The 24,317-nt window shown below is 35.2% G+C and carries 22 protein-coding genes; 9 read left to right on the forward strand and 13 right to left on the reverse strand.

Going from position 1 to position 24,317, the window contains the following annotated elements; all coding sequences use genetic code 11:
• Window positions 1-26: 26 nt before the first annotated feature.
• From UH1x_RS00645 to UH1x_RS00695, 11 genes are all read right to left on the reverse strand, one after another.
• On the reverse strand, window positions 27-419 hold the full coding sequence (locus UH1x_RS00645; RefSeq protein WP_482624301.1) for a hypothetical protein: 393 nt from the start codon (window positions 417-419) through the stop codon (window positions 27-29).
• A gap of 56 nt (window positions 420-475) precedes the next feature.
• A complete protein-coding gene (locus UH1x_RS00650) occupies window positions 476-1,018 on the reverse strand; it encodes a hypothetical protein (protein ID WP_482624303.1) in 543 nt (180 codons plus the stop codon).
• A 35-nt stretch (window positions 1,019-1,053) separates the two neighbouring features.
• Window positions 1,054-2,466, reverse strand: a complete 1,413-nt coding sequence (locus UH1x_RS00655; RefSeq protein WP_482624305.1) for a carbon starvation CstA family protein — start codon at window positions 2,464-2,466, stop codon at window positions 1,054-1,056.
• 142 nt (window positions 2,467-2,608) lie between these two features.
• Window positions 2,609-3,406, reverse strand: a complete 798-nt coding sequence (locus UH1x_RS00660) for a hypothetical protein (protein WP_482624307.1) — start codon at window positions 3,404-3,406, stop codon at window positions 2,609-2,611.
• Window positions 3,407-3,541: 135 nt separating this feature from the next.
• The gene (locus UH1x_RS00665; RefSeq protein WP_482624309.1) at window positions 3,542-4,141 is read right to left on the reverse strand and encodes a YARHG domain-containing protein; all 600 of its coding nucleotides are present in this window, start codon (window positions 4,139-4,141) and stop codon (window positions 3,542-3,544) included.
• Window positions 4,142-4,344: 203 nt separating this feature from the next.
• On the reverse strand, window positions 4,345-4,875 hold the full coding sequence (locus UH1x_RS00670; RefSeq protein WP_482624311.1) for a hypothetical protein: 531 nt from the start codon (window positions 4,873-4,875) through the stop codon (window positions 4,345-4,347).
• A 372-nt stretch (window positions 4,876-5,247) separates the two neighbouring features.
• Window positions 5,248-5,670 (reverse strand): hypothetical protein, encoded by a 423-nt coding sequence (locus UH1x_RS00675; protein ID WP_482624312.1) that lies wholly within the window; start codon window positions 5,668-5,670, stop codon window positions 5,248-5,250.
• A gap of 103 nt (window positions 5,671-5,773) precedes the next feature.
• Window positions 5,774-6,883 carry an alpha/beta fold hydrolase gene (locus tag UH1x_RS00680; protein WP_482624313.1) on the reverse strand — a complete coding sequence of 370 codons (1,110 nt, stop codon included), beginning with the start codon at window positions 6,881-6,883 and terminating at the stop codon, window positions 5,774-5,776.
• Window positions 6,884-7,090: 207 nt separating this feature from the next.
• Window positions 7,091-7,561, reverse strand: coding sequence for an OsmC family protein (locus tag UH1x_RS00685; protein WP_482624314.1), 471 nt, complete (start codon window positions 7,559-7,561; stop codon window positions 7,091-7,093).
• 111 nt (window positions 7,562-7,672) lie between these two features.
• Window positions 7,673-8,680, reverse strand: a complete 1,008-nt coding sequence (locus tag UH1x_RS00690) for a cell division protein ZipA C-terminal FtsZ-binding domain-containing protein (protein WP_482624315.1) — start codon at window positions 8,678-8,680, stop codon at window positions 7,673-7,675.
• Between the two features lie 152 nt (window positions 8,681-8,832).
• On the reverse strand, window positions 8,833-12,063 hold the full coding sequence (locus UH1x_RS00695; RefSeq protein ID WP_482624316.1) for a S41 family peptidase: 3,231 nt from the start codon (window positions 12,061-12,063) through the stop codon (window positions 8,833-8,835).
• 155 nt (window positions 12,064-12,218) lie between these two features.
• On the opposite strand from UH1x_RS00695, the gene UH1x_RS00700 reads away from it, so the two are divergent.
• The 9 genes from UH1x_RS00700 (at window position 12,219) to UH1x_RS00740 (ending at window position 22,431) form a co-directional block, all read left to right on the forward strand.
• Window positions 12,219-12,812 (forward strand): methyltransferase domain-containing protein, encoded by a 594-nt coding sequence (locus UH1x_RS00700; protein WP_482624318.1) that lies wholly within the window; start codon window positions 12,219-12,221, stop codon window positions 12,810-12,812.
• 575 nt (window positions 12,813-13,387) lie between these two features.
• The gene (locus UH1x_RS00705) at window positions 13,388-16,624 is read left to right on the forward strand and encodes a VPS10 domain-containing protein (RefSeq protein ID WP_482624320.1); all 3,237 of its coding nucleotides are present in this window, start codon (window positions 13,388-13,390) and stop codon (window positions 16,622-16,624) included.
• Window positions 16,625-16,664: 40 nt separating this feature from the next.
• Entirely contained in the window at window positions 16,665-18,605 is a 1,941-nt protein-coding gene (locus UH1x_RS00710) for a S9 family peptidase (RefSeq protein WP_482624322.1), read from the forward strand.
• Between the two features lie 33 nt (window positions 18,606-18,638).
• On the forward strand, window positions 18,639-19,364 hold the full coding sequence (locus tag UH1x_RS00715; RefSeq protein WP_482624323.1) for a DUF2490 domain-containing protein: 726 nt from the start codon (window positions 18,639-18,641) through the stop codon (window positions 19,362-19,364).
• 28 nt (window positions 19,365-19,392) lie between these two features.
• The gene (locus tag UH1x_RS00720) at window positions 19,393-20,028 is read left to right on the forward strand and encodes a hypothetical protein (protein ID WP_482624325.1); all 636 of its coding nucleotides are present in this window, start codon (window positions 19,393-19,395) and stop codon (window positions 20,026-20,028) included.
• Between the two features lie 151 nt (window positions 20,029-20,179).
• A complete protein-coding gene (locus tag UH1x_RS00725) occupies window positions 20,180-20,773 on the forward strand; it encodes a superoxide dismutase family protein (RefSeq protein WP_303599821.1) in 594 nt (197 codons plus the stop codon).
• A gap of 74 nt (window positions 20,774-20,847) precedes the next feature.
• Window positions 20,848-21,384, forward strand: a complete 537-nt coding sequence (locus UH1x_RS00730; RefSeq protein WP_299800069.1) for an RNA polymerase sigma factor — start codon at window positions 20,848-20,850, stop codon at window positions 21,382-21,384.
• Between the two features lies 1 nt (window position 21,385).
• Entirely contained in the window at window positions 21,386-22,180 is a 795-nt protein-coding gene (locus UH1x_RS00735; RefSeq protein WP_405396611.1) for an anti-sigma factor, read from the forward strand.
• A gap of 68 nt (window positions 22,181-22,248) precedes the next feature.
• Window positions 22,249-22,431, forward strand: coding sequence for a hypothetical protein (locus UH1x_RS00740; RefSeq protein ID WP_299317897.1), 183 nt, complete (start codon window positions 22,249-22,251; stop codon window positions 22,429-22,431).
• A gap of 18 nt (window positions 22,432-22,449) precedes the next feature.
• On the opposite strand, the gene UH1x_RS00745 is transcribed toward UH1x_RS00740, so the two are convergent.
• Together UH1x_RS00745 and UH1x_RS00750 are read right to left on the reverse strand one after the other, a co-directional pair.
• On the reverse strand, window positions 22,450-23,496 hold the full coding sequence (locus tag UH1x_RS00745) for a VOC family protein (RefSeq protein ID WP_482624328.1): 1,047 nt from the start codon (window positions 23,494-23,496) through the stop codon (window positions 22,450-22,452).
• Window positions 23,489-24,193 carry a glycosyltransferase gene (locus tag UH1x_RS00750; RefSeq protein WP_482624330.1) on the reverse strand — a complete coding sequence of 235 codons (705 nt, stop codon included), beginning with the start codon at window positions 24,191-24,193 and terminating at the stop codon, window positions 23,489-23,491. The genes UH1x_RS00745 and UH1x_RS00750 overlap by 8 nt, the downstream gene beginning before the upstream one ends.
• Window positions 24,194-24,317: the final 124 nt, after the last annotated feature.

Raw genomic sequence — 24,317 nt, forward strand, 5'->3', positions numbered from 1 at the left:
CTATTATAACTGTCTGCTTTAAAATTTTATAAATAATTCATATCAATATACATCCAAGAATACATCAACAATTTCAAGAGCACTACTACACCGAAGGATGCCAATAAACTGTACCAATACTTCTTTCTGTGGTTACTGAATTTCCGATTAATATAATACACCTGCACCGGAATATAAAGTAGCAATGCCATAAGCGCTAAACCTATCGCTGCATAAAAATAAAAAACAATTGTTACACCTTCCAGAAGCTCAAAAATTGCACTAAAAGCTTCTAAAATAGAATCTACGAATTCAAATCCGCTACCACTCGTAAAACCGTCATTCGTAGTGAACAATACTCTTATTTCAATAAGAAATAGCACTGCATTGAACAGGATATAAAGTATGAACCAGAATAGCTTTCTAAGTATTTTAATCAATTTATATTCTTTAAATCTTAAGTCCAAGTGTTACGGACAGTATGCTTACTTGATAATTACTCTTGAATGACCATCTCAATTTCCTCTCGTAAATCTTTTTCTGAAACCATAATATCTTGCATCATTAACATTACAAGTTCTTTTTTGTCAGTACTGGTGTCTTTTATATTTGGATAAAGGAAATTTATTAAATATTGCGTTTTCGATAGTATTAACTCTTTTTGCTCTTCAATATTTACCAAAGCGGAAACTCTATCGTATTCCAACAATTCAATTTTTGAACTAGAAATAGCTTTCCATGAACTAATTCTAATTTGAGGTATTTGAACCCCATTGACTTTCATCATGACATCGAAAATAGAAATTGTATCATTCTTTTTGTAAAAACCTAAAGTGTCGATAAGTGTCTGCTGTTGAGGTATTTTTTTCTTAATGTCTTCGTTGGTTTCCTTCAGTTCCTTTTCCATTGATACAAAGATTTTATTCATATACTTTGTATCTTTTTGATCTTCATTCCAATTATTGATAAAAAGTGCTATCAAAATACCGACAATAATTGTAAGTATCTCTTTGAAAAATTCTAAAATAGTTTTATTCATATTGTAAGTTTAGTTGGTATTAAAATATCATGTAATTACGTCGCACTTTTTTCATCTTTCAACTTTCTAAAAAATAACACTGTTAGTACAGTAGAAATTCCAACACCAATCCAATTAGAAATTTCAATGTCCAATCCTAAACCAACATTAGGGTCATAAAAAATATAGGAACCAACCACGGACGTAATAAAAAATACCGGAACTAAAGCAATGATATAATGCGTTTTCTTTTGATATAAATATACAGCACCGATCCAAAGAGCAATGGCAGCAGTTACTTGATTTGCCCATGAGAAGTACCTCCATAATAGCTGAAAATCCATATTTGTAAGTATAAATGAAACGATAAAGAGCGGAATAGCCACCATAAATCTATTCTTTAATACTTTCTGGTCTATATTCAAATAATCTGCAATAATCATGCGTGCCGCTCTAAATGAAGTGTCTCCTGATGTAATAGGTAATACAATTACACCTAAAACGGCAATGGTACCGCCAATGGTTCCTAAAGAAATGGTAGCTATTTTATTCACCACAGCGGTTGGTCCGCCATTTTGCAAAAGCTCATTTAAAGAATCTCCATCTAAAATACTCATAGACGCCGCCGCCCAGACCATGGCAATAGCGGCTTCAAGTATCATCATACCATAAAACACTTTTCTTCCATCTTTTTCATTGTTGATGGTACGTGAAATTATGGGAGATTGCGTAGCATGAAAACCTGACAAGGCACCACATGAAATGGTCAAGAAAATTACCGGAAAATAAGGTATGTTCTGCGGATGCATATTTTGAAATGTAAGCTCTGGAATAGGATTGCCTACAACGAACATGCCTATGCAAATACCAATGGCACTTAATATGAGCAACAAACCAAGCACAGGATAAATTTTACCTATGATTTTATCTATTGGTAATAAGGTTGCAACTATGTAATAGAGGAATATGGCAAAAAGTACTATGGTCAAATAGCTTGTTTCTGAACCTATAACATCATTAATCATATTTGCGGGAGCAGTTACAAAAACAGTACCTACTAAAATTAGCAGTAATAGCGCAAAGAAGTTTACAACGTGGCTAAACGATTTTCCTAAAAAACGAGATGCCAATGCCGGTAAGTGTGCACCACCAAAACGTAATGAGATCATACCGGTTAGGTAATCATGCACTGCACCTGCAAAGATAGATCCAAGCACAATCCAAATAAATGCGATCGGACCATATAAAGCGCCCAATATGGGACCAAAAATGGGACCTACACCTGCAATATTCAAAATTTGAATAAATGCATTTCTATTACTGTTCATGGGTACAAAGTCCACCCCATCTTCCATGGTATGTGCGGGAGTTTCCTCTGTTTCATTCGGTTTAAACGTTTTGTCCACAAATCTACCGTAGATGATATAACCCAATACCAATAAGACCATGGAGGTAATAAATGTAATCATGAGGGTGCTTTAGTTGATGGTTTTCAATGTGTTAAATATTCGATTCAGACATATTCATATTCCTAAAAAAAAATCAATTTTATACTATAAATAATTATTGCACTAAAGTAATAATTACCCAAGGTTTGTGGTGTATTACCGCTTATTTTAATTGTACATGAATATGGTCATCGTGTCTTACTGCTTTGCACCCATGATACCTTATTCTCTTATCTTTTAAATTCATTCTTCTTTTCAAATGTGGCTCAATGAATAGCTTCCCTAAGTTTTGATTATTTAAGATATTAGTAATCAGTTTTCTTGTTCCTTTTTCAGAGAAGACGAAATCATCATTGATACTTCCAAAGGTCAAATATTTAGGAAAGTCGTACTGAAAATAACCGTTGTCTATGCATTTACTAATTTGGTCAAATTCATTTGAATTAGGACCCACAAAGACCCCATAACCACTGACAGATTTTTGTCCTTTCTTAATGATTCCTTTAGATTCATAAATAAGACTTATGTCTATTTTCTTAACGTCATTATGGCTTAAGTGTGGCAGTAAAGGAAATTTATTTATGAAAGGAAAACTTGCATCTAAATAATGAATTTCAATTTTTGTTCCTTCTAAATTTTTAGCTGTATTCAGCAATAATTTATTCAGCTCAGGTTTTACATAATTTCTATTTAATAAAACCGTCATGCAGTTTGTTGCACTTATATTTATAGCGTGCTTCACTTTCTCTCGCCCAAAGATTGGCGCTACAAAAGGAACTATTAAAAACGTTGAGAATAGATATAAGCCAATGAATATTAAAGTGGTTTTAAATCTCAGTTTTTTCTTCCAATTTCTGGAAATCAATACACTTAATACATAAACAATTCCGCCAATTTGAGTTATTACGGTTAAGAGCCCAAATAGAAGTATAATTAAGATTGACTTTAGGATGGTTTTCAATTTTAAATTCTAATTATTTGATAAATTTCTGCTTTTTACTTAACCAAATGGCACATCTGACGGACTCAATTAATTGACATCAACTTTCGGACTAGCAGGTGATAACTATATTTTATACACTCTGTTACCATACATTTATGACTTCTCTAATTTCAAGATTAGCTCAATATTATGCTTTTCAATATCACTAAATTCGATAACATCTTTCTTTATAGGCTTATACCACTCTTTTTTTGAGAAGTAGTTATTCATTTTTCCACCAGCTTTAAAAACATATCCTTTTCTAGCAAATATTTCGTTTCGCATTATTTTTAATTCGCTTATTGATAATTCAGATAGTTCTTTTGAGGTCAGTTTTACAAAACTAGCTTCTGGATATTTGCCCTCGGGTCTCTCTATATTAGTATTCGGATTAAATTGAATATCGTGTTGTATGTTTTGTTCTACACTTTCATAGTAATGAGATACTAATCCTTTTTCATTATCAGAAGTTGATAATTCATATTCAGTTTTTTCTATTACAATTTTATAATTGGAATACTCAACAGAGCGTCTATCAGATTTTCCAACCCATGTATTATTTTCCCAATCGACATATTCAGTTCTTGCATACAATTTACCGTTACTAAAGATTATTTCTAAATTAGATTCACCCTCAGACTCACCGAAATGATAACTACCTTCATAATCCATCATTTTAGGGTTAATTATTTTCTTGATTTCTGATAGATTCATTTCATAATTTTGAACACTCATATAAGCAAATGTTATCGCATCTCTAGTCTGAGAAAAAGACAATGTGCTAAAGAGTGAAAATATTATAACAAACCTTGTTTTAAATTGCAGCATTTTTTAGTGTATTGTAACGGTAAGTATAGTAGATATTAAAATGTACTTGTTTTTGGTTTTACTCTAAAGACCACATTACGTTTAGTTTTTTACCCAAAGTTTTTCCCTTTTTTCATTAATAATTTTGAAATTCTATTTTTATTGGTTAAAAATATAGCTCCAATAAAAATATTAAATCCACAAGTAAACCACCTGTTATAGTCGATAGATAAGTTCAAGATTATCCTTGAACTTTCGTCCATTTTGTTTGTCCAAACTTGCTTTTTAAACTCTAAAAAACAGTAGTTTAAAAAGGGAGCAATATTGTCAACGATCATTAAAAGTCCAATTATTATTATTCCAAATTTGAAAAGTCCAACCTCGTTTAGATTTTTCATATCAATTATTTGGGAATCAAACCCTTTACTAAGTCTAAAGAGTTTAATTAATCTATCCGTTTTGAACAGAAAAAAGAAAACAATTAATCCCATAAGAACCAAGTGAATTATACTAATTATAAATTCGAAAAAATCAAATCCAAAATTAACCGTCATTCTTGGCTGTAATCGATATATAAGAGTTGTAAAACAATAAATTCCAAAGATTTTAATTATAACTCTGAAAAGGTCAGTTGTGGTCATTCTATCAGTTTTTTAAGGTATTTAAGCTGCTATTTTTCGGACTAATTCTGACTTTAAATTTATAAAACTCATATTTGTTTAAGAACAGAGCTAAAATATTAGTCTACTCAGTTGGCTGACACAATTTTATTTTTTCACCCGCTCAATAACAAACATGATAACCACTGACAGAATAGCCACTACAATTGCTTTAACCCAGTCGATTTCATCTTTTGCAAAGGCATCATAAATTATAAAACCGGTAGCGAAACCTTATACGAATTTTAAATTTTGAAGGGTAAATAAGTTTTTCATTTTGTGGTGGATTAGGTAAAGAACTAATGTTAGTCATTTCGAGCAGATTCAAACATTGTCCAATTTGTGTTACTTGCGTTATACGTTATTTGCAATAGTATTTTTTACTATTATTTCATTCAGTTTTTGAGAATCAGCTTCCTTAATTTCATTCAAGTCAAACGTAACTGTAATGCCGCTGTCTTTTGTTATTATTAACTTTTTCTCAAACAATTCTGTCTTTTTGATTTGATTAAAACTCAAAGATTTTGAAGCCCAAGAGTTAATTCTTATTACAGCTCCTTTTTTGTTCCATTGAACATAATTTTTATACCAAAACATTTTACTGAAATATATCACTTGTAGAAAAAAACCAATAGCACTTATTCTTTTGTTCAGTTTTGGATTAACAAATTCAAATAATTCAAAAATACCCACCAAAATAAAAAATAAAGAAAGGAATAGAATGAATATCCAAATCCAACTTTTCATATTGTCAAAATGTATCTTTTTCTTTTCCATTTCCGTTCAAATGCTATTATTACTTACAGCTCCGTAAGAAAAGTAGGGCAATTGTTAGCTTAATGTAAAAGTAAGCAAACCTTTCATTTTCATCTCCAAGCAGTTATTTTTTCAATATTTCATTAATATATATTGAACGATATTTTTCTGGATATTCAATCTGCACACCGTGTGTTCCATTTTCAAATAAAAACCATTTTTTGGATGGTGCAACAATGGAATCAAAATACATCTTTGCCACAGATGTTTCGGTAAAATGGTCATTGTTTCCTTGTAATATATAAACGGGTACTTTAAATTCTGGGATATCACGCATTAAATTAATATCTATTGCGGTAGGTTGTAAAATCTTGGCTGCAGGATAGTAGGATTCAGGACTATTCAGCATATCGGTAAATTTTTCTTTAAACGTCAAGCCATTATCCATAAACATATCTTTAAGAAATGAATAATCGGTGTCTAATTTAAAAGGTGCATATTTCAGTACAATATTTCGTTCTATTTCAAAGGCCTCTGTTACGGTATTGTTTATATTATTCGAATAAGGTGGTCGTCCTATTTGTTTTAATTGAGTAATAGAAAGAGTGTCATTATATTTCTCAGCTTCTGACATTGCAAAATCATAAGATAGTTCTTCAGAAAGCGATTGATTCGCCATAAGACCACTACCAATATAGGCGTGGTATAACTCAGGCTGTTTTTTAACCATATAAGCAGCTACAGCTGTGCCCCATGATAAACCTTCAATGTAAATCTTATCCTTTTTAAAAGTCTTTTTTAAATGTTCCGATAATTGCAAACCATCATCCACTATATGGTTTAAGGTAATGGAAGAATCAGGTATACTATCATTATAAGCTAATCCAGCCCCTCTTTGATCCCAATAACATACCGTAAATAAATCTTCCAAATCAACCCCTGCCAGTTTATAAATGACTGGTAAAATTGGCGCACCTGGTCCGCCGTGTACAATTAAAAGTACAGGATTATTTTTGTCTTTTCCCCTAATTGTAATCCTTTGAGGTACTCCATTTATTGTCATGTCCTCATGCATGGCAATACTATTTGGTAGTACATCTCCCTTTTCGTCTAAAAAAGGTTCTTCTTCTCCAGAACTATTGATTCTAATTATTAACAATACAACTAAAATAAACATAACAATTGCTCCCAGTAAAATCAAAAACCACTTCCCTATTTTCTTTACTATTTTCATATGCTCTTAATTAGTTCTATAATTTTTTCTTATTACTGCTAACGATCTTGTGTATGTAACGCAGCGTCTATAAAGACACAAACTTTTCAAATTAACACAGTTCCGAGTATTTATACTTTGTTCTTAATTTTCTCTTTTTAAATAGGCAATAATCTATTGGTTTATCACTAATTAGCTATTATCTAAACAACTTACTTTATGCCGTTTTTATTGAATTGTTGTATTCGGTATATGTCCAATTTTAAAGTTACAAGAATTTGCGATGAAGCACATTTTATTAGCTTCTTCGTGTAATTCATTTGCTTTTGCAATCATATTTTCTTCTGTAACTTTTACTTTTGGGTTTAGTGTAACTTCAGCAAATTTTCCGCTTCCATTTTTTGTTTCTTCCATTATTCCTGTAGCGTTGTCTATATATTCAGTTACTATAATTTTATGTACAGAACATAAATGCAAATACCAAAGCATATGGCAGGCAGACAAGGAAGATAAAAAAAGGTCTTCTGGATTGTATCTTGTTTTATCTCCTAAAAATGAAGGGTCAGACGAACCATTAATAACGTTATACTTTCCATCAGCTTTGATCGTATGGTTTCTGTTATAAGACTTATAATTAAGAGTTCCGTTTCCCTCGTTTCCAGTCCATTCAACTTTTATTTCGTAATTGTGTTTTTTCATTCTGATTTTTATTTTTGTCGGGTTTGTCAAACAACACCCAACGACACGGGTATGGTGCCTTAGCATCCCGCAGGGTGCTATTTACTATACCCATTGTTGGCATTTCATTTTTTATTGGAATAGATATAATGCATCTCCAATTCCACTATTAATTGATTCTTTATCCAAGTTTTTAAGAATTAAATCAATTCTATCTAACTCTGTGTTTTTGTCAAGTTTATTACCATTTCCGTCTAGTATTTCCCCACCAAGTCTTTTTTGCGCATAATCTGTCACTTCGCACATTACTTTAAAGACTTCTTGTGGTGCAACTGAGCGTGGTATTGAAAACCCAAAAATTAAGTCCTCAGTCTTAACATTACCGGCAGCAATTTCTTCTGGAAAAAAGTATCCAGGGGCTGTACTTGTCCAAACGCTTAATAATTGGTCGTCTCCAAATTCAAGGTCTGAATTGTTCCAATGAAATAAATCCATATCACCCCACCTCAATCCAAGTGACATCATTACATCCCAAATTTCTTTACCATCAAATTTATTATCTGCTTTAAGAACTATAATAGCCCACTGGTTATTTTTTGTAACAAAATCAGATAACCCATTTGAGACAGAAGAAGCTTCTTGAATTGAATAGTTATATTCTATTTTATCTGCTTTGATTTTTTTAATTCTCTTTTTAACCAAATTGTCAAATTTCGAAAGAGTCCTTTCGTCATATATTGTTGGTGATTCTTCGATAGGGTCATATAGCATCCAAGCTAATGCAATTTTCTTAAAAGTATTAGCCTCGTTATCTCCAGCGTATAAATATCTCCAATTATTACTTTTTTCAGGAAGACAGTAAACTGTAGGATACATTACCTTTTTGCGCCAATCGTTACTTATATATTTTTCAACCGAATCTCTATGAAACAAGTTGGAATGATTTGCTTCAATTGTAATTATCCAATCATATTTCGTGTTGGCAAAGTACTTAATCGAATCAGGCTCTTCAGGATAATTCGGAACACTAATATTAAGTTTTAGAATATCACTTTTATCCTCTTTTCCTTCAAATGGTAATGCTTTTTTCGCTCTTTCATCACTTTCACTTGCTGTTGAAATGGTATAATCTGATTCCATCTTTTTATTCGTTTGTGAATTGCAACTTATTAAAGTCAAAATGATCAATATCGTTATACTAAAGTATCTCATTTTACTACGGCTCTTGAAATGAATGCACAACTATTATATATGTACTATTGTAATTGTCTCTTATTTACTAAATTCTAAGGCTACTTCACCTCCTTCATCAACACCTCAATAGACTTCTCCAATTGCTCATCAATGCCTTTTGTAATTACTTCCGGCTGATTTTTAATCATAATTTCTGGGTCGGTTTCGTTGTTTTCCATCCACTCGCCTGCTTTGTTTTTAGCGCTTACAGGTACTACGCCCCAAACACCACCATTGGGTAAACGCTCCCAACCAGCAAAGCTACAGGTACCCGGCACAGGCATACCCACTGTTTTACCAATCTTTAAATCTACATAGCCGCTTGCAAAACAAGAACCATCGCTATACATAGATTCATTGAACATTGCCAAGGTCGGTTTTGTCCATCTAGAGGTTGGTTCGCCACCTACTACCCTAGCCTCGGTTTCATACGATAAAAATGGTATACCGGTAAAGAACATAGCCAAATCTGCCACCAAGTCGCCACCGCCATTAAAGCGGGTATCTACAATAACTCCTTTTTTATCATTGAATTTACCCAACATTTCTTCATAAATGGTACGGTATGGTCCGTCGCTCATACCTGGTATGTGCACATAACCCAAGGTACCGTTACTTTTTGCCAATACTTCTTTTTCATTATTTTTTACCCAACGATCATATAGCAATCCGTTTTCTACGCGTAAAGAAATAGGTTTAACAGTTAGCTGTTTGCGCTTACCTTTTTCATCAACAATATCTAACAAGGTAAAATTGCCCGCAATACGGTTTAGGTAGAAAGCGGCATCGGTAGACTCGCCTATAGAAACACCATTGATTTTCTCAATTATAGTACCTGGCTGTATATCAAATCCTGCTTTATCTAACGGTCCGCCTTTAATGACTTCCGTAATTTTTAATCCGTCACCTTTATAATCGTAATCCATGAAAACACCTAACGAAGCTGTTTGATCTCCGTTTTCGATATTGTCAGAGAAACGACCTCCGGCGTGACTCACATTCAGCTCGCCTAACATTTCTGAAACCATTTCAGAGAATTCAAAACCATTCCCAATATGCGGTAAGTACTTTTCGTATTCGGTACGCATCGCTTTCCAATCTATACCGTGAAAATTTGAGGTGTAGAAAATACCGTTGGTACGCAACCAAATATGATCGAACATATACTTACGCTCTGCATCGGCATCTAAAACCATTTCTGCCTTTACTTTTACCGGTTCTGTCTTACTAGTGGCTACATCAACTTTAGATATGGTACCGTCAGATAATAAGAACAGTTGCTCTTTCTTGGCATCCCACTGTAAACTTCCTGATTTCGCATCTAAGGCTATAAGCATTTTTGTACTCTTGGTACGTATTTCGGTTTCCCAAAGGTTCAATCCTTTTTCAAACTTGGTCAGGTAATACAGTTTTTCTCCATCTTTAGAAAGTACAGCATCTGACAGTTTAGAGGAGTGTATGGTTAAACGTGCTTTTCTGCGTTCTACATCTTCCAAATCGAATTTCACCGATTTTACTTCCTTTTTTTCGTCTTTCTTATCTTTCTTCTTTTTATCATCAGATTTGGCTTCGTCCTTTTTTTCTTTGGCAGCCTCTTCTATCATTTTCAACAAATCGTACTCCTCTTTTGTATTATTGAACTTATCCCAAGACTCTTGGTTCAAGAACATGGTATACACATCTGTTTCAAAAGAACCACTGGTGGCATAACTTTTTAATCCGTCACGATTCGAGAAATAGATAATCTGACTACCATCGTTGACCCATTTAGGTGAAAAATCATAATAACCGCTCTGGGTCAAGTTTTTACGCTGTTTACCATCTTTAGAAATCAACAGTAACTCGGTATTATTCAACGAAACACTCCAATCTACCAACAGCCACTTACTATCCGGACTCCACTGATAGTACTGATCACCGTCTCTCATGTGAATCATTTTATCGGGAGTCATTAAGGTGATAATTTCTTTCGTTTTCAAGTTCTTCACCTTTATCGTTCTTCTACCTTCTACATAGGCAACATAGGTGCTATCTGGCGAGAATTCGGGCAAATAGATATCTTCTTTTGAAGTGACTAATGTATCTTCTTTGAACAACGTTGCCGCAAAGAAATAAGGTTCTTCTTTTCGGACTTTAGAAGATGTAAAGATGCTCCATTTACCATTGCGTTCACTAGAGTATGCAATAGATTTACCATCGGGCATAAACTTTACAAATCGCTCTTGTTCTGGGGTATTGGTAATACGTTTAGTCAACGAACCATCTACCGAGGTTACAAATACTTCTCCCCTGCTGATAAAAGCGATTTCTTTACCATTAGGTGCAACATCCATTTCTTGAACTCCACCGTTTACAGATACATATTTTATAGGATTACTGTCTTCTTGTGTTCTTACTATTATTTCTACCTTCTTAGCACCTTCACCGACTTTTAGCGTATAAATTTCTCCATCATAACCAAATGCCAAAGTATTGCCACCAATACTTAAGGAGCGTACCGGATGTGTCTTAAAACTGGTATGTGCAGCAATTTCAGGTGCTCCCGTCAACGACATGGAAAAGACATTAAACGTACCTTCTTGCTCGCTTAAATAGTAAATGGCACTGCCATCTTTTGAAAATACCGGATTACGATCTTCTCCTTTAAAATCAGTAAGTTGTTTATGTTTTCCTGTGGATGGGTCATACGACCAAATATCTCTAGTTATAGCAGAAGTATGATGCTTTCTAAAGGTATCTTCATATCCTTTTTTATCGTGATACACCATCTTACTACCATCGGTATTTACTTGTGCATCTTCTACAGGCACGGTCAATACTTGACCAACTCGCCCACCATTTACAGGAACGCTATATAATTCGGGCTGCGAACCTGTTGGGTATTGGCGATGTTCCGCTATATCTAACCGATTTGCACCAAATAACACATCTGAATCATCGGCAGAAAAACTATAGGGAGTTTCGTCATTACTATGATAGGTTAATCGTGTTGCTTCGCCGCCTTGGGCATCCATCACATAAACATCAAAATTGCCATATCTATTAGAGGCAAATGCTATCTTCTTTCCATTTTTACTCCAAACTGCTTTATAATCATAGGCAGAATGATAGGTTAACTGCCTTGCTACACCACCTTCTGCAGGTACCGTAAATAGATTGCCTTTATAAGTAAATGCTATTGTAGTACCATCGGGAGAAATTGCTGGGTAACGTGCCCATTTAGGATTAGTTTGTGCCGTGCATACATAAGTTAAGCATACCGTTAAGGCGGTCAAAAAAGAATATTTCATACGTTTAGTTAGTTGGTCTATAGTAGTTTCGAAAGATAAGGATTACAATTGTTTGCTACAATCTATGTATGGTCATTGGTATGCTTTTGTACATACTTTGCCAAAACCGAACAAATCTGTATAAATTTACTATCGCAGATAATCATGATACCACAGTGAAAGAAGAAGAAAATTATTGGACGCAACGTTATACCGAAAAACAAACAGGTTGGGATATTGGCTACCCTTCTACCCCTATTAAAGAATACATTGATCAGTTAACTGACAAGACTATTCAGATTTTAATACCGGGAGCCGGAAATGCGTATGAAGCGGAATACCTGTGGAAAGCAGGATTTAAAAATGTTCATATTCTAGATATCTCTCAAATTCCGCTAAAAGAATTCAAAAAAAGGAATCCCGATTTCCCGGACGGAAATATGCATCAAGCAGATTTTTTCAAGTTCAAAGGACAGTACGACCTTATACTAGAACAGACCTTTTTCTGCTCTTTTGTACCCACTGACGAAAATAGAAATACCTATGCCAAACACATGGCCGAACTACTAAAACCAACTGGTAAGTTAGTGGGACTCTGGTTTAATATTCCCTTAACCGACAATATGGAAAAACGACCATTTGGCGGAAACAAAGATCTGTACACCAATTATTTATCACCCTATTTTAAAATGATCACTTTCGATCCCTGTTATAACTCTATTAAGCCTAGGCAGGGCAATGAATTGTTTGGTATTTTTGTAAAAATTTAGTTGTTGGTTGTTGGTTGTTGGTTGTTGGTTGTTGGTTGTTGGTTGTTGGTTGTTGGTTGTTGGTTGTTGGTTGTTGGTTATCCGGTCACTTCGCTTTCGCTCAGTGACCTGACTAAAATCGTGTCCGTTCGAGCGCAGTCGAGAACTATTTGTGTCCCAAATTGACAGATTGCAACGTCGCGAAAAGCTCCTCGCAAAGACGTCTTTAAAACTGCAAACTGTTACTGTTACTGCCTACTGAAATACGCTCAGTGACCTAGACAATGCTGTAACCAATAATCATTAAATCATTAATTAAACAGATTGCCACATCGAAAAAAGCTCCTCGCAAAGACGTTTACGATAATCACATAGTATAACTGCAACTGAAAACTGAACACTGAGAACTGTTACTGCCTACTGAAAACTGAACACTGAGAACTGATACTGCCAACTGTAACTGCCAAATGAACACTGAACCGCAAAAGTGTTAAAGGATTACGGATTCTTCAAAACTAACTACTGTTAACATCCTTTTAAGAATACTTCCCTTTCTTTTCCGCTATTTTTAAGCACATAACTAACAAACCACTCAAATGACTTCAAGATTACTCTCCTTGCTGGTGCTTTTTGCATCTTTTTTCGTTTCTGCTCAAGAATTTAAAATGGACATGGTACAAGACATGAAACCCCGTAACATAGGTCCCGGTGGTATGAGCGGTCGTGTTACCAGTATTGATGTCGTGAATTCCAATCCTGATATTATGTATGTAGGTACCGCTTCTGGCGGATTGTGGAAATCTACATCTGGTGGTATAAAATGGAATCCTATATTTGATAAAGAAGTAACTGCTTCTATTGGTGCCGTTGCCATTCAGCAAAGTAACCCGTCTGTAATTTGGGCAGGTACCGGAGAAGGTAATCCTAGAAATAGTTTGAATGGTGGCTACGGAGTATATAAATCTCTGGATGGCGGTAAAACCTGGAAATCTATGGGTCTTGAAAAAACGAGACATATTCATAGAATTAAAATTGACCCAATGAACCCGAATACCGTGTATGTAGGTGCCATTGGCTCTCCTTGGGGCGAGCACCCTGAACGCGGAGTCTTTAAAACTACCGATGGTGGTGAGACTTGGGAGAAAGTGCTTTTCGTAAATAATAAAACGGGTGTTGCAGACCTTATTATGGATCCAACAAACCCAAACAAGTTAATCGCTGCCATTTGGGAACATAAGCGTGAGCCTTGGTTCTTTAATTCTGGTGGTTCTGGTAGTGGTCTATACATTACCCATGATGGTGGTAAGAATTGGAAAAGACTTAGTAAAGAAGATGGTCTGCCTGCTGGCGATTTGGGTAGAATTGGTGTTGCCATTGCTCCTGGTAAGCCCGATGTTATTTACGCTTTAGTGGAAGCGAAAAAGAATGCGCTGTACAAATCTGAAGATGGCGGATTTAAATGGAAAAAAATTAATGATAAGAATGATATCGGTAATAGACCTTTCTATTATTCCGAAATATATGTAGATCCTGAAAATGAAAATAGAGTTTTCTCAGTATTTACATACGTGAACGTTTCGCAAGATGGTGGTAAGAACTTTACACAATTAATGCCTGCATATCGTGCAGATAACGGTGTTCATCCTGATCACCATGCATTCTGGATTCACCCAGAAAACGGACAGTTTATGATGGACGGTAATGATGGCGGATTGAATATTTCTAAAGATGGTGGAAAAACATGGCGTTTTGTAGGTAACCTACCGGTTGCGCAATTTTACCATATAGCAACTGATAATGAGTATCCTTATAATGTATACGGTGGTATGCAAGATAATGGTAGCTGGAGAGGACCTGCTTATGTTTGGAAAGCTCAAGGAATTCGTAATAGCTACTGGCAAGAAATAAGTTTTGGTGATGGTTTTGATGTGGTACCCGATCCTGTAGATTCTAGATATGGTTATACCATGAGTCAGCAAGGTAACGTACAGCGTTTTGATCATGTTACGGGTAATAATTACATTGTACGCCCTACTCCACCAGATGCTGAAACTGAACTTCGCTTCAACTGGAATTCGGCAATTAGCCAAGACCCTTTTGATAATAGTACCCTTTATTTTGGTAGTCAGTTTGTACACAAGAGTACAGACAAGGCACTAACGTGGAAAGTAATTTCTCCGGATTTAACTACCAACGATCCTGAAAAGCAAAAACAAAGTGAAAGTGGCGGATTGTCCATGGATGCAACGGGAGCAGAAAACCACACTACTATTTTGGTAATTGAGCCATCACCTGTTGAAAAAGATATGTTATGGACAGGTTCTGATGATGGTCGTGTACATTACACTCAAAATGGTGGAGAAACTTGGACCGAGGTAACCGCAAATATTAAAGGCTTACCAAAAGGAAGCTGGATCCCGCAAATAAAAGCATCTACCCGTAATAAAGGGGAAGCACTTTTAATCGCTAATGATTATAGAAGATTCAATTACACTCCGTATGCATACCGCACTAAAGATTATGGTAAAAGCTGGACAAGAATTGTTGATGCTTCTGATGTAGAAAGCTATACGTTATCAATCATAGAAGACCCTGAGAATCCGAATTTGGTATTTTTAGGTACCGATGATGGCTTATATGTTTCTTTCAATGCAGGTGAAAAATGGCAAAAATGGACCGAAGGTTTCCCAACGGTTTCTACAAAAGATTTAGCTATTCACCCAAGAGAACATGATTTAGTAATCGGTACGTTTGGTAGAGCTGCATGGGTATTAGACGATATTCGTCCGTTACGCGCTTTGGCAGCTGATGCAACCATTCTAAATAAAGATATCGAATTATTTACGCCTCCAACGGCATATCAAGCAGCTTATCAACAACCAACAGGAAGTCGTTTTGGTGGCGACGGACTATATCAAGGTGAAAACAAAAAGTCTGGGGCTATGATTACCTATTATCTAAAAGAAGGTAAGAAAGCTGCTAAAAAAGGAAATCCAAAGGGAGATAAGAAAGAGAAAGATGCTGAAAAGACATCCGAAGAAAAAACAGAGAAAGTAGAATTAACCGGAGTACAAAAGAAAGACTCCGTCCAGTTCGATATTTATGATGGCGATAGATTAATTCGTACCTTAAAATACAAGACTCCAGAAAAAGCAGGTTTCCATAGAATTTACTGGAGAATGGATGAAAAAGGTGCAGACAGACCTTCAAGAAAAGTAATTACCAAAAAGAAAGAATCTGGCGGTTTAGATGTAAAACCAGGAACTTACACTATCAAAATGCTTTATGGTGACATGGAAGAAGAAACTAAAATTACAGTAGCTTCTGACCCTCGTTTAAACGTTTCTACCGTAGCTATCAACGAAGCGTATGACAACGGAAAAGTTCTAGGATCATACATGCAAAAAGCTGCGGATGCCGTACAGCAATTAGCAAAAAGTAAAGAAACCGCAGAAAAGTTTCAAAAAGAACTAAAGAAGGAAGATGATAAAAAATACAAAGAGCAGATAGATGCTTCAAAAGATATCATCAAACAAATAGATTCTGTAACTGCAATCTATTTAGGCAAAGTTGATAAGCGACAAGGTATTACCCGTAGCAAAGAGATGACGGTAATGCAGCGTTTACAAATTGCAAGACGTTATGTTGGTTCTAGACAAGCAGGTATGACAGCTACTGAAAAGCAGCTTATGCAATTTGCAAAAGAGGAACTAGAAGGGGCTCTAGAAAAAACGAATTCATTTTTCTCTACTAACTGGAAAGCTTACAGATCAACTATGGAAAGCTTAAAGCTTTCTCCATTCAAGGAAGTAGACACCTTTAGTTTAAATTAATTCTCATAATATTAGGCATACTCACTTAAAACCATCAATTATGAAAAAATTATTCGCTTGTTTTGCCATAGCTCTTATTTGGAGTTGTACAGAAAAAAAAGAAGTTCAAAAGGAAGAGCAAAAAGAAGTAGAAATCACCAAAATTCCAGATCAATATTCCATTAAACAAATGATGGATAATGAAGCTATTTCTGGAGGTAGTTTTTATCGTGATAATTCTAAATTATTGGTTTCAAGTAATAGGTCTGGTATATATAACATGTACACCGTGCCTACCACAGGTGGTGAGTTAACGCCCATAACACAATCTGACAGTGCTTCTATTTTTGCAATTTCATATTTTCCTAGAGATGAGCGAATGCTTTTTAGTATGGATGGTAATGGTGATGAAATATACCATATCTACATCCGTAATCTAAATGGTAGCCTTACAGATCTTACGCCTGCCAAAGGTGCTAGGGCTAGTTTTCAAGGATGGGCAGAAGATGACCAAAGTTTCTTTTTTACATCGAACAAGCGAGATCCTAAATACATGGACCTGTATCAAATGGATTTTCTTAATTATTCGCCTAAATTAATTTTTAAGAATGAAGAAGGATACGAAATTGGAAACCTTAGTAAGGATGAAAAATATTTGACGTTGGGCAAATCTTTAAATACCAACGATTCAGACTTATACCTATATGACCTATCCACAAAGAAGAAAATTAAGATCAATAAAACGCAGAGTGCGAATAGCAGTCAAGATTTTTCTCCCTCTGGCGATGAACTTTATTATACCACAGATGAAGGCAGTGAGTTTTCATACTTAATGAAGTATAACATTGCATCTGGCACGACCGAAAAAGTGATTACCCGTGATTGGGATATTTTGGGTAGTTATTTTACAGATAATGGTAGTTATTTGGTCACCTATATCAATGAAGATGCAAAGAACACTATTGAAGTGATGGATGTAGCCACTATGGAGAATATTGATTTACCTGAGTTTGATGCTATGGCAATAACCAATGTAGATTTCTCAAAAGACGAAAAATGGATGCGTTTTTACGCAGGTGGCTCGCATACTCCAAGTAATTTATATGTCTATAACCTAGAAACGAAAGAACAGAAACAATTAACGGAAGTCTTAAATCCTGAAATTAAAGCAGACGATCTTGTTTCTGCTGAAGTAGTTCGTTATAAGTCTTTTGACGGAGTAGAAATACCTGCCATTTACTATAAGCCTCACCAAGCAAGTGCCGATGCAAAAGTACCCGCTTTGGTTTGGGTTCATGGAGGACCGGGCGGACAAAGTCGACAAAATTTTAGTTCTTTCATTCAATACCTTACCAATCATGGGTATGCAGTACTTGCTGTAAACAACCGTGGTAGTAGCGGCTATGGAAAAACGTTTTACCAAATGGATGATCTAAACCATGGCGATAAAGATTTAAAAGATTGTGTTGAAGGTAAAAACTGGCTTGCGGCGCAACCTGAAATCGATGCCGATAAAATTGGGATCATAGGTGGTTCTTATGGTGGTTATATGACCATGGCAGCATTGACGTACACTCCCGAAGAATTTGCAGTTGGTGTTAACTTGTTCGGAGTAACCAATTGGATAAGAACTCTAAAAAGTATACCACCATGGTGGGAATCTTTTAAAGATGCTCTTTATTTAGAATTGGGCGATCCCTACAGTGCAGATTCGGTACGTTTAAAAGAAATCTCACCTTTGTTTCATACCGATAAGGTGACCAAGCCTTTAATTGTTCTGCAAGGTTCGCAAGATCCACGTGTGTTACAAGTTGAATCTGATGAGATTGTTGCAGGGGTAAAAAAGAACGGAGTTCCTGTAGAATATGTTCTTTTTGAAGATGAAGGACATGGTTTTGTCAAAAAAGAAAATCAGATCGAAGCTTACAGTAGGGTTTTAGATTTTTTAGATTTGTATTTAAAGAAGGATAAAGAAGCACCTATTGAAGACGGCGATAAGTAAAGCCACTATTTTAGTTACACATTAAATTAAAGAATGAGGAAAGTTATTACGTTACTAGTATTATTAGCTACTATTAATCAAGCAAATGCACAAAGTGGTGGTACAGGAGAAGATGATTTTGGTAGTTGGTTTATGTATTTTGGCACCAATAAAATTGCCGATAAATGGAGTATACATACCGAAGCACAATTTAGATATTATGAAATGGCTTCTAACTTTAACCAGTTATTGCTGCGTACAGGTATAAATTATCATATTAACCCTGATGCTATTGCGACCTTAGGCTATGGATTTATTGAAACCGACCCAACTTTCAGTGAATTTGACGTTATTGGGGGTGATGCTCTTATCAAAAATAACTCCATTTCTGAACATCGCATATTTGAGCAATTCATTCTTAAAAACAAAATCTGGGAATTTAATTTCGAGCATCGCTATCGTTTAGAACAACGGTTTGTTCAAAATAATTTTTCTGGAATCAGTAATACATTGCACAGAGCGAGGTATAGAATTCAAATGACCTTGCCCCTAACCGATATCTTTTTTCTAAACTTTTACGATGAAATTTTTATCAATCTACAAAATGATGCTTTTGGTCAAAACCGAGCTTATGCAGCGCTTGGTGTCAATGTTACCGAGAGTTTGAGCATGCAGGTGGGCTATTTAAAAAATCACTTTAGCGAGACTAATTTTGATCGTTTTCAAGTAGGATTATTTTATAACACTGATTTACGTGGCATTTTTAAAAAGAAGAAGTAAATTTATACTATAATTAAAACACATTATCATGAAAAAAATAGCACTTACATTCGCTAGTGCACTTTTAATCGTTTTTGCAAGTTGTAAAGACGCTAAAAAAAGTGAAGAGTCTAAAAGCGTTGAAGCAACAAGCGAAGCAACTGAAATGTTCAGCTTAGTACAAGATTCAACAAAAGTAAGTTTTACCGCTTACAAGACAACAGATAAAGTACCAGTTGGTGGCATGTTCAAAAAGATCAACTTCACAAAAACAAATAGCGGTGCAACTGCTATGGAAGCCTTAAACGGAACTGAATTTAGCATTCCTGTTAGTAGCTTATTCACTAACGACCCAACAGGAACAAGAGATCCTAAATTATTAGAGTTTTTCTTTGGCGTACTAAAGGATACAGAATTAATCTCTGGTGTTTTTAAAGTTGATGGAGACCAAGGTTCTATAGATGTTACCTTGAACGGAGAAACACAAAACATTCCGCTTGCATATGAAATGAACGGTGATTATAAAATCACCTTCACAGGTACTATGGATTTGGCAAATTGGAATGCAATGGATGCCGTTGCTTCTATTAACAAAGCGTGTGAAATTTTGCATACAGGTAAGGATGGTGTCAGTAAAACATGGAGCGAGGTTGCCGTTAAAGCAGAAGTGCTATTGACAAAATAAAAATTCAATTTTATCATATTTAAAAAAGAGGTCCTTTTCAGTACCTCTTTTTTTTTGCCCTAAAGATTAAAAGGATTGCTCATATCATGTAAATATTTGATATTGACTGTTTTAAATTATAATTTTCCTATTCACAATAAAAACTATCAAAATGAAAATATTTAAAATTGAATTAGCACTATTGGCGCTACTAGCTGTCTTTAGTTGCAAAGAGGTAAAAAAAGAGGCGTCTGAAGCTAAAGAAGAAGTTGAAGAACTAATGGATGAGGCTAAAGAAGAAATGAACGATGAGGAAACTGTCGTGAAATTTATGCTGGAACCAAAAAGCGATAGTAATGTAAAAGGTGAAGTAACCTTTACCCAAGATGATGACGAGGTAGAAATGGTAGCCATGCTATCTGGCTTATCTGAAGGTGAGCATGCCATTCATATTCACCAAACGGCAGATTGCACTGCTGCAGACGGATCTTCTGCAGGCGGTCATTGGAACCCAACCAATGAACCACATGGTAAATGGGGAGCTTCTGAAGGGTATCACAAAGGTGATATTGGTAACTTTACCGCAGATGCCGATGGTAATGCAAAAGTTGAATTTGAAACAGAAGAATGGTGCATTGGCTGTGATGATGAAAACAAAAATATTTTGGGCAAAGGTGTTATTGTACACCAAGGTGTAGATGACTATACTTCTCAACCAAGCGGTGCTGCTGGTGCACGTGTAAGTTGTGCCGGTATAATTGAATAGGGTTAATAATTTTTTTAATAAAAGCTGTTCTTGGAACAGCTTTTTCTATTTTTAACCGTTTTAAAAAATTACGTATGCAACTAGACCTTTTGGTTGATCAGTTTAAAAAGAAAGACCAATCGGCTTTCGAAAAGCTATATGGTATGTATAGCGAAAATATTTGTGGTGTAATAAACACCATCGTTAAGAACGATGCACGTTCCCAAGAAATTTGTCAAGATGTATTCATTAAAATATGGAACAACTGTGAAAGTTACAACTCATCTAAAGGAAGATTCTTTACCTGGGTATTGAACATTGCAAGAAATGCTGCTATCGATGAAATACGCAGTAGGTCGTATAAAAATGAAAAAAAGAACCTTAGTGCAGATTACTTCGTAAATATTTTACAGCACAAGGAAGAAGAAGAAACTTCTAATGTGGACACCAAGGGAGTAAGAAACCTCGTTAAAAATTTAAAGGAAAAATGTGTACAGATCATTGAACTGTTATACTTTAGAGGATACACTCAAAAAGATGCTGCCGAAGAATTGGAAATTCCGATCGGTACTGTAAAAACAAGAAATAGAAGTTGCATTTCCCAACTAAGGGAAAATATGGCCGTAAGATAGTATGGATGTAGAAAAATACATAGCATCGGGAATTTTGGAGCTTTACGTAGCCGGTACACTTTCAGAGAAGGAAAATCTGGAAATTGCCAACTACGCTAAAGAGTATCCTCAAATTCAGAAAGAAATTGAAGCTATTGAAGCCTCAATATTAGAGTTATCAAGAAAGGCATCACCTGGTTATAACTATTCATTTGCAGCATTAATGAATAGAATTAACGGTGAAGTTAAGGTAGTTGATATTAATGAGAAGCGTAGTTCACCGTTCCTATCATATATTGGTTGGGCAGCATCTGTTCTATTGGCAGTTGGTCTATTTTGGATGTATCAGCAGAACCAAGATTTAAAATCTAATATAGAGGTTGTTGAAAAACAGAATGTAGATTTGGAACAGCAAATTGCAGATACCGATTCTTCTTTAGAACAAACTCAAGAACTTTTGAATACACTGCGTGACCAAAACATTAGTGTAATTGCATTAGGTGGTCAAGCAGTATCACCTACTTCTTACGCCAAAGCATATTGGAACAAGGAAGACCAAAAAGTTTTCATAGATGCCAAAGGTTTACCTGAACCACCAGATGGTTTTGTATACCAAGTTTGGTCTCTTAAACTTTCTCCGCTTACCCCTACTAGTATGGGGCTGCTAGAAGATTTTGCTACCGATGAGAACAAAGTCTTCGCGCTGAATAATCCGAACGATTCTGAAGCATTTGGTATTACATTAGAGCCGGCAGGTGGTAGTGAATCGCCAAACCTAGAGCAATTATATACACTAGGTGTTGTAGCTAGTTCATAATACATTAAAATTTAAAGTATAATGGGCAGTTTTTAAAAACTGCCCATTTTTTTTACTATTTTGCCGCCATGGATTTAAAGAAACTTTTCGGAACCGTTTTAACCCTATTAGGTATTGGCGGACTTGTTTATACTGCAATTTTATTTGGTAATAGCACTGGTACCACTAAACAGTTAATCGTTTTTGGCGTATTAGGCGCTATATTTTTCTTCTCAGGAATAGGGTTGATCAGAAATACCAGTAAGAACTAAAACGGCAAATGTTTTAGATTACTTATCTTTTTTTACCCGACTTAAGCTTAAACTTTTTACCAACCATTTCGGTAAGGTTTTATGCGGATTCCTCTTTTTAAGATTCAGGAACAATCCTAATGATTTTAGAATAGGGACTTTATGCGTTTCTACTAATTCTATTAATGTACCATCAGGATCTTCCATATAACTGAAATGACCCGCTGCATCGCCCATATCAAAACTATTGGCACTGTCTACGGTAAAAGGATAACCATTGGTTTTAGCTTTTTCCCTAATCAAACTCATACCTGATACATCAAAACACAAGTGTATATACCCCAAGTCTCCCCACAATCTATTTTCAAATATCTTAATTGGTGTTCTATCTAAAACCTGAATAAGCTCTAGTTGTGTAGGACCAAGAAGATCTCCGAATCCGCCAACAGACTTTCGTTCTTGAGAAATAATTACCCTTCTATATTTTCCTGTGGTATTATCGCTTTCAAGTGTTACAATACTATCGTACTTTTTAATTGAATACCCTAACATTGAACTATAAAAGTCGATTGAATTTTCCATATTACCAACGCCAATTACAGCGCCTAGCACTCCCCCATTTTTTGATGATTGCTCACAAAAAACATAATGATCTTCAACCATTTGAACCCGGTTACCAAAAGGATCGGTAAAATAGAAACTAGAACGATAAGACTGACTGATTTCTGAGAGACTAGACACTTTTAAATCCCTCAAATACGAATGCATTTCAATCAGGTTTTCACATCTAATTTTCATTGCATAAATACCTAAATCCCCAAATTGAATTGGATTAATAGCAGCAGTAGGAGTCCGATCTTTGAACTGCCAAATTTCTAATCCGCCGCCACCCGTCATATTTAACGATAAGTAGGCTTCTCGTTTTTCAGCCTTACCATTGGTATACCTCGTCATCAACGAAGCAACTGCCTCATCTTCAAACAACAAAATATCAAAACCCAAATGCTTTCTATACCAATTAAATACTTTCTTTACATCGAGAACGCCTATCCCAATTTGCTGAATTCCGTTTATAATCTCAACCATTGTATGGGGTGCGTATCAATTTATTATGAAGTGTTTTGAGTTTATTACCTGGATACCCAAATTTAAAAAGTACCACTAAAAGAAAGTTAGAAAAATTTACCCTGAGATACGAATTAGACTCATACTTACGAGCAGAAACTATCAAGTCATTTTTAACGATTGTATACGGTACGTTCTCTTTTTTCATCCGACGGAAAAATTCAAAATCTTCCATCAATACTTGCTCCTCATCAAATCTACCCAGCTGATTAAAAGCATCTTTTTTAATGAAAAGGCATTGATCGCCGCCACCGGTAAATAAACCGTCTTTAGCCGTAAACGAAGCATTTACCCGTAAGTACCATGCGTCTTTATCAAATTTATATGAAAAAAAACCTGCATCATATCCATTCTTTAAACTAATGAGAATATCATCAACGAATCCAGCAGGTGGTACTACATCAGCATGTAAAAAAACAAAGGTATTGCCCAAAGCAATTTGAGAAGCTTCGTTCATTTGAGCTGCTCTACCCTTATTCTTACAATGTAATATTTTAACTTTCTGACTACAGTCTAGCTTTTCAATGGTATCAGAATTACCTGGGGAAACGGCAACTATAATTTCCAAGAGCTTTTCATGCTCAATAAAACAAGCAACTTTAAAAAGTCGTTGCAAGTTATCATATTCATTATGGGCTGGGATTATAATACTTATCATGGCAATAGCTAAGGCATATATATTAAAAAGTAAAACAATACCTGAATAGTATCTAGTTTTACGCCTTACTTACGCAAATTGAGAAAAATAGTTTTAAAACCACCTTAAAACTTTTAAAATAAAT

It is taken from the genome of Maribacter sp. UH1 (assembly GCF_056839145.1).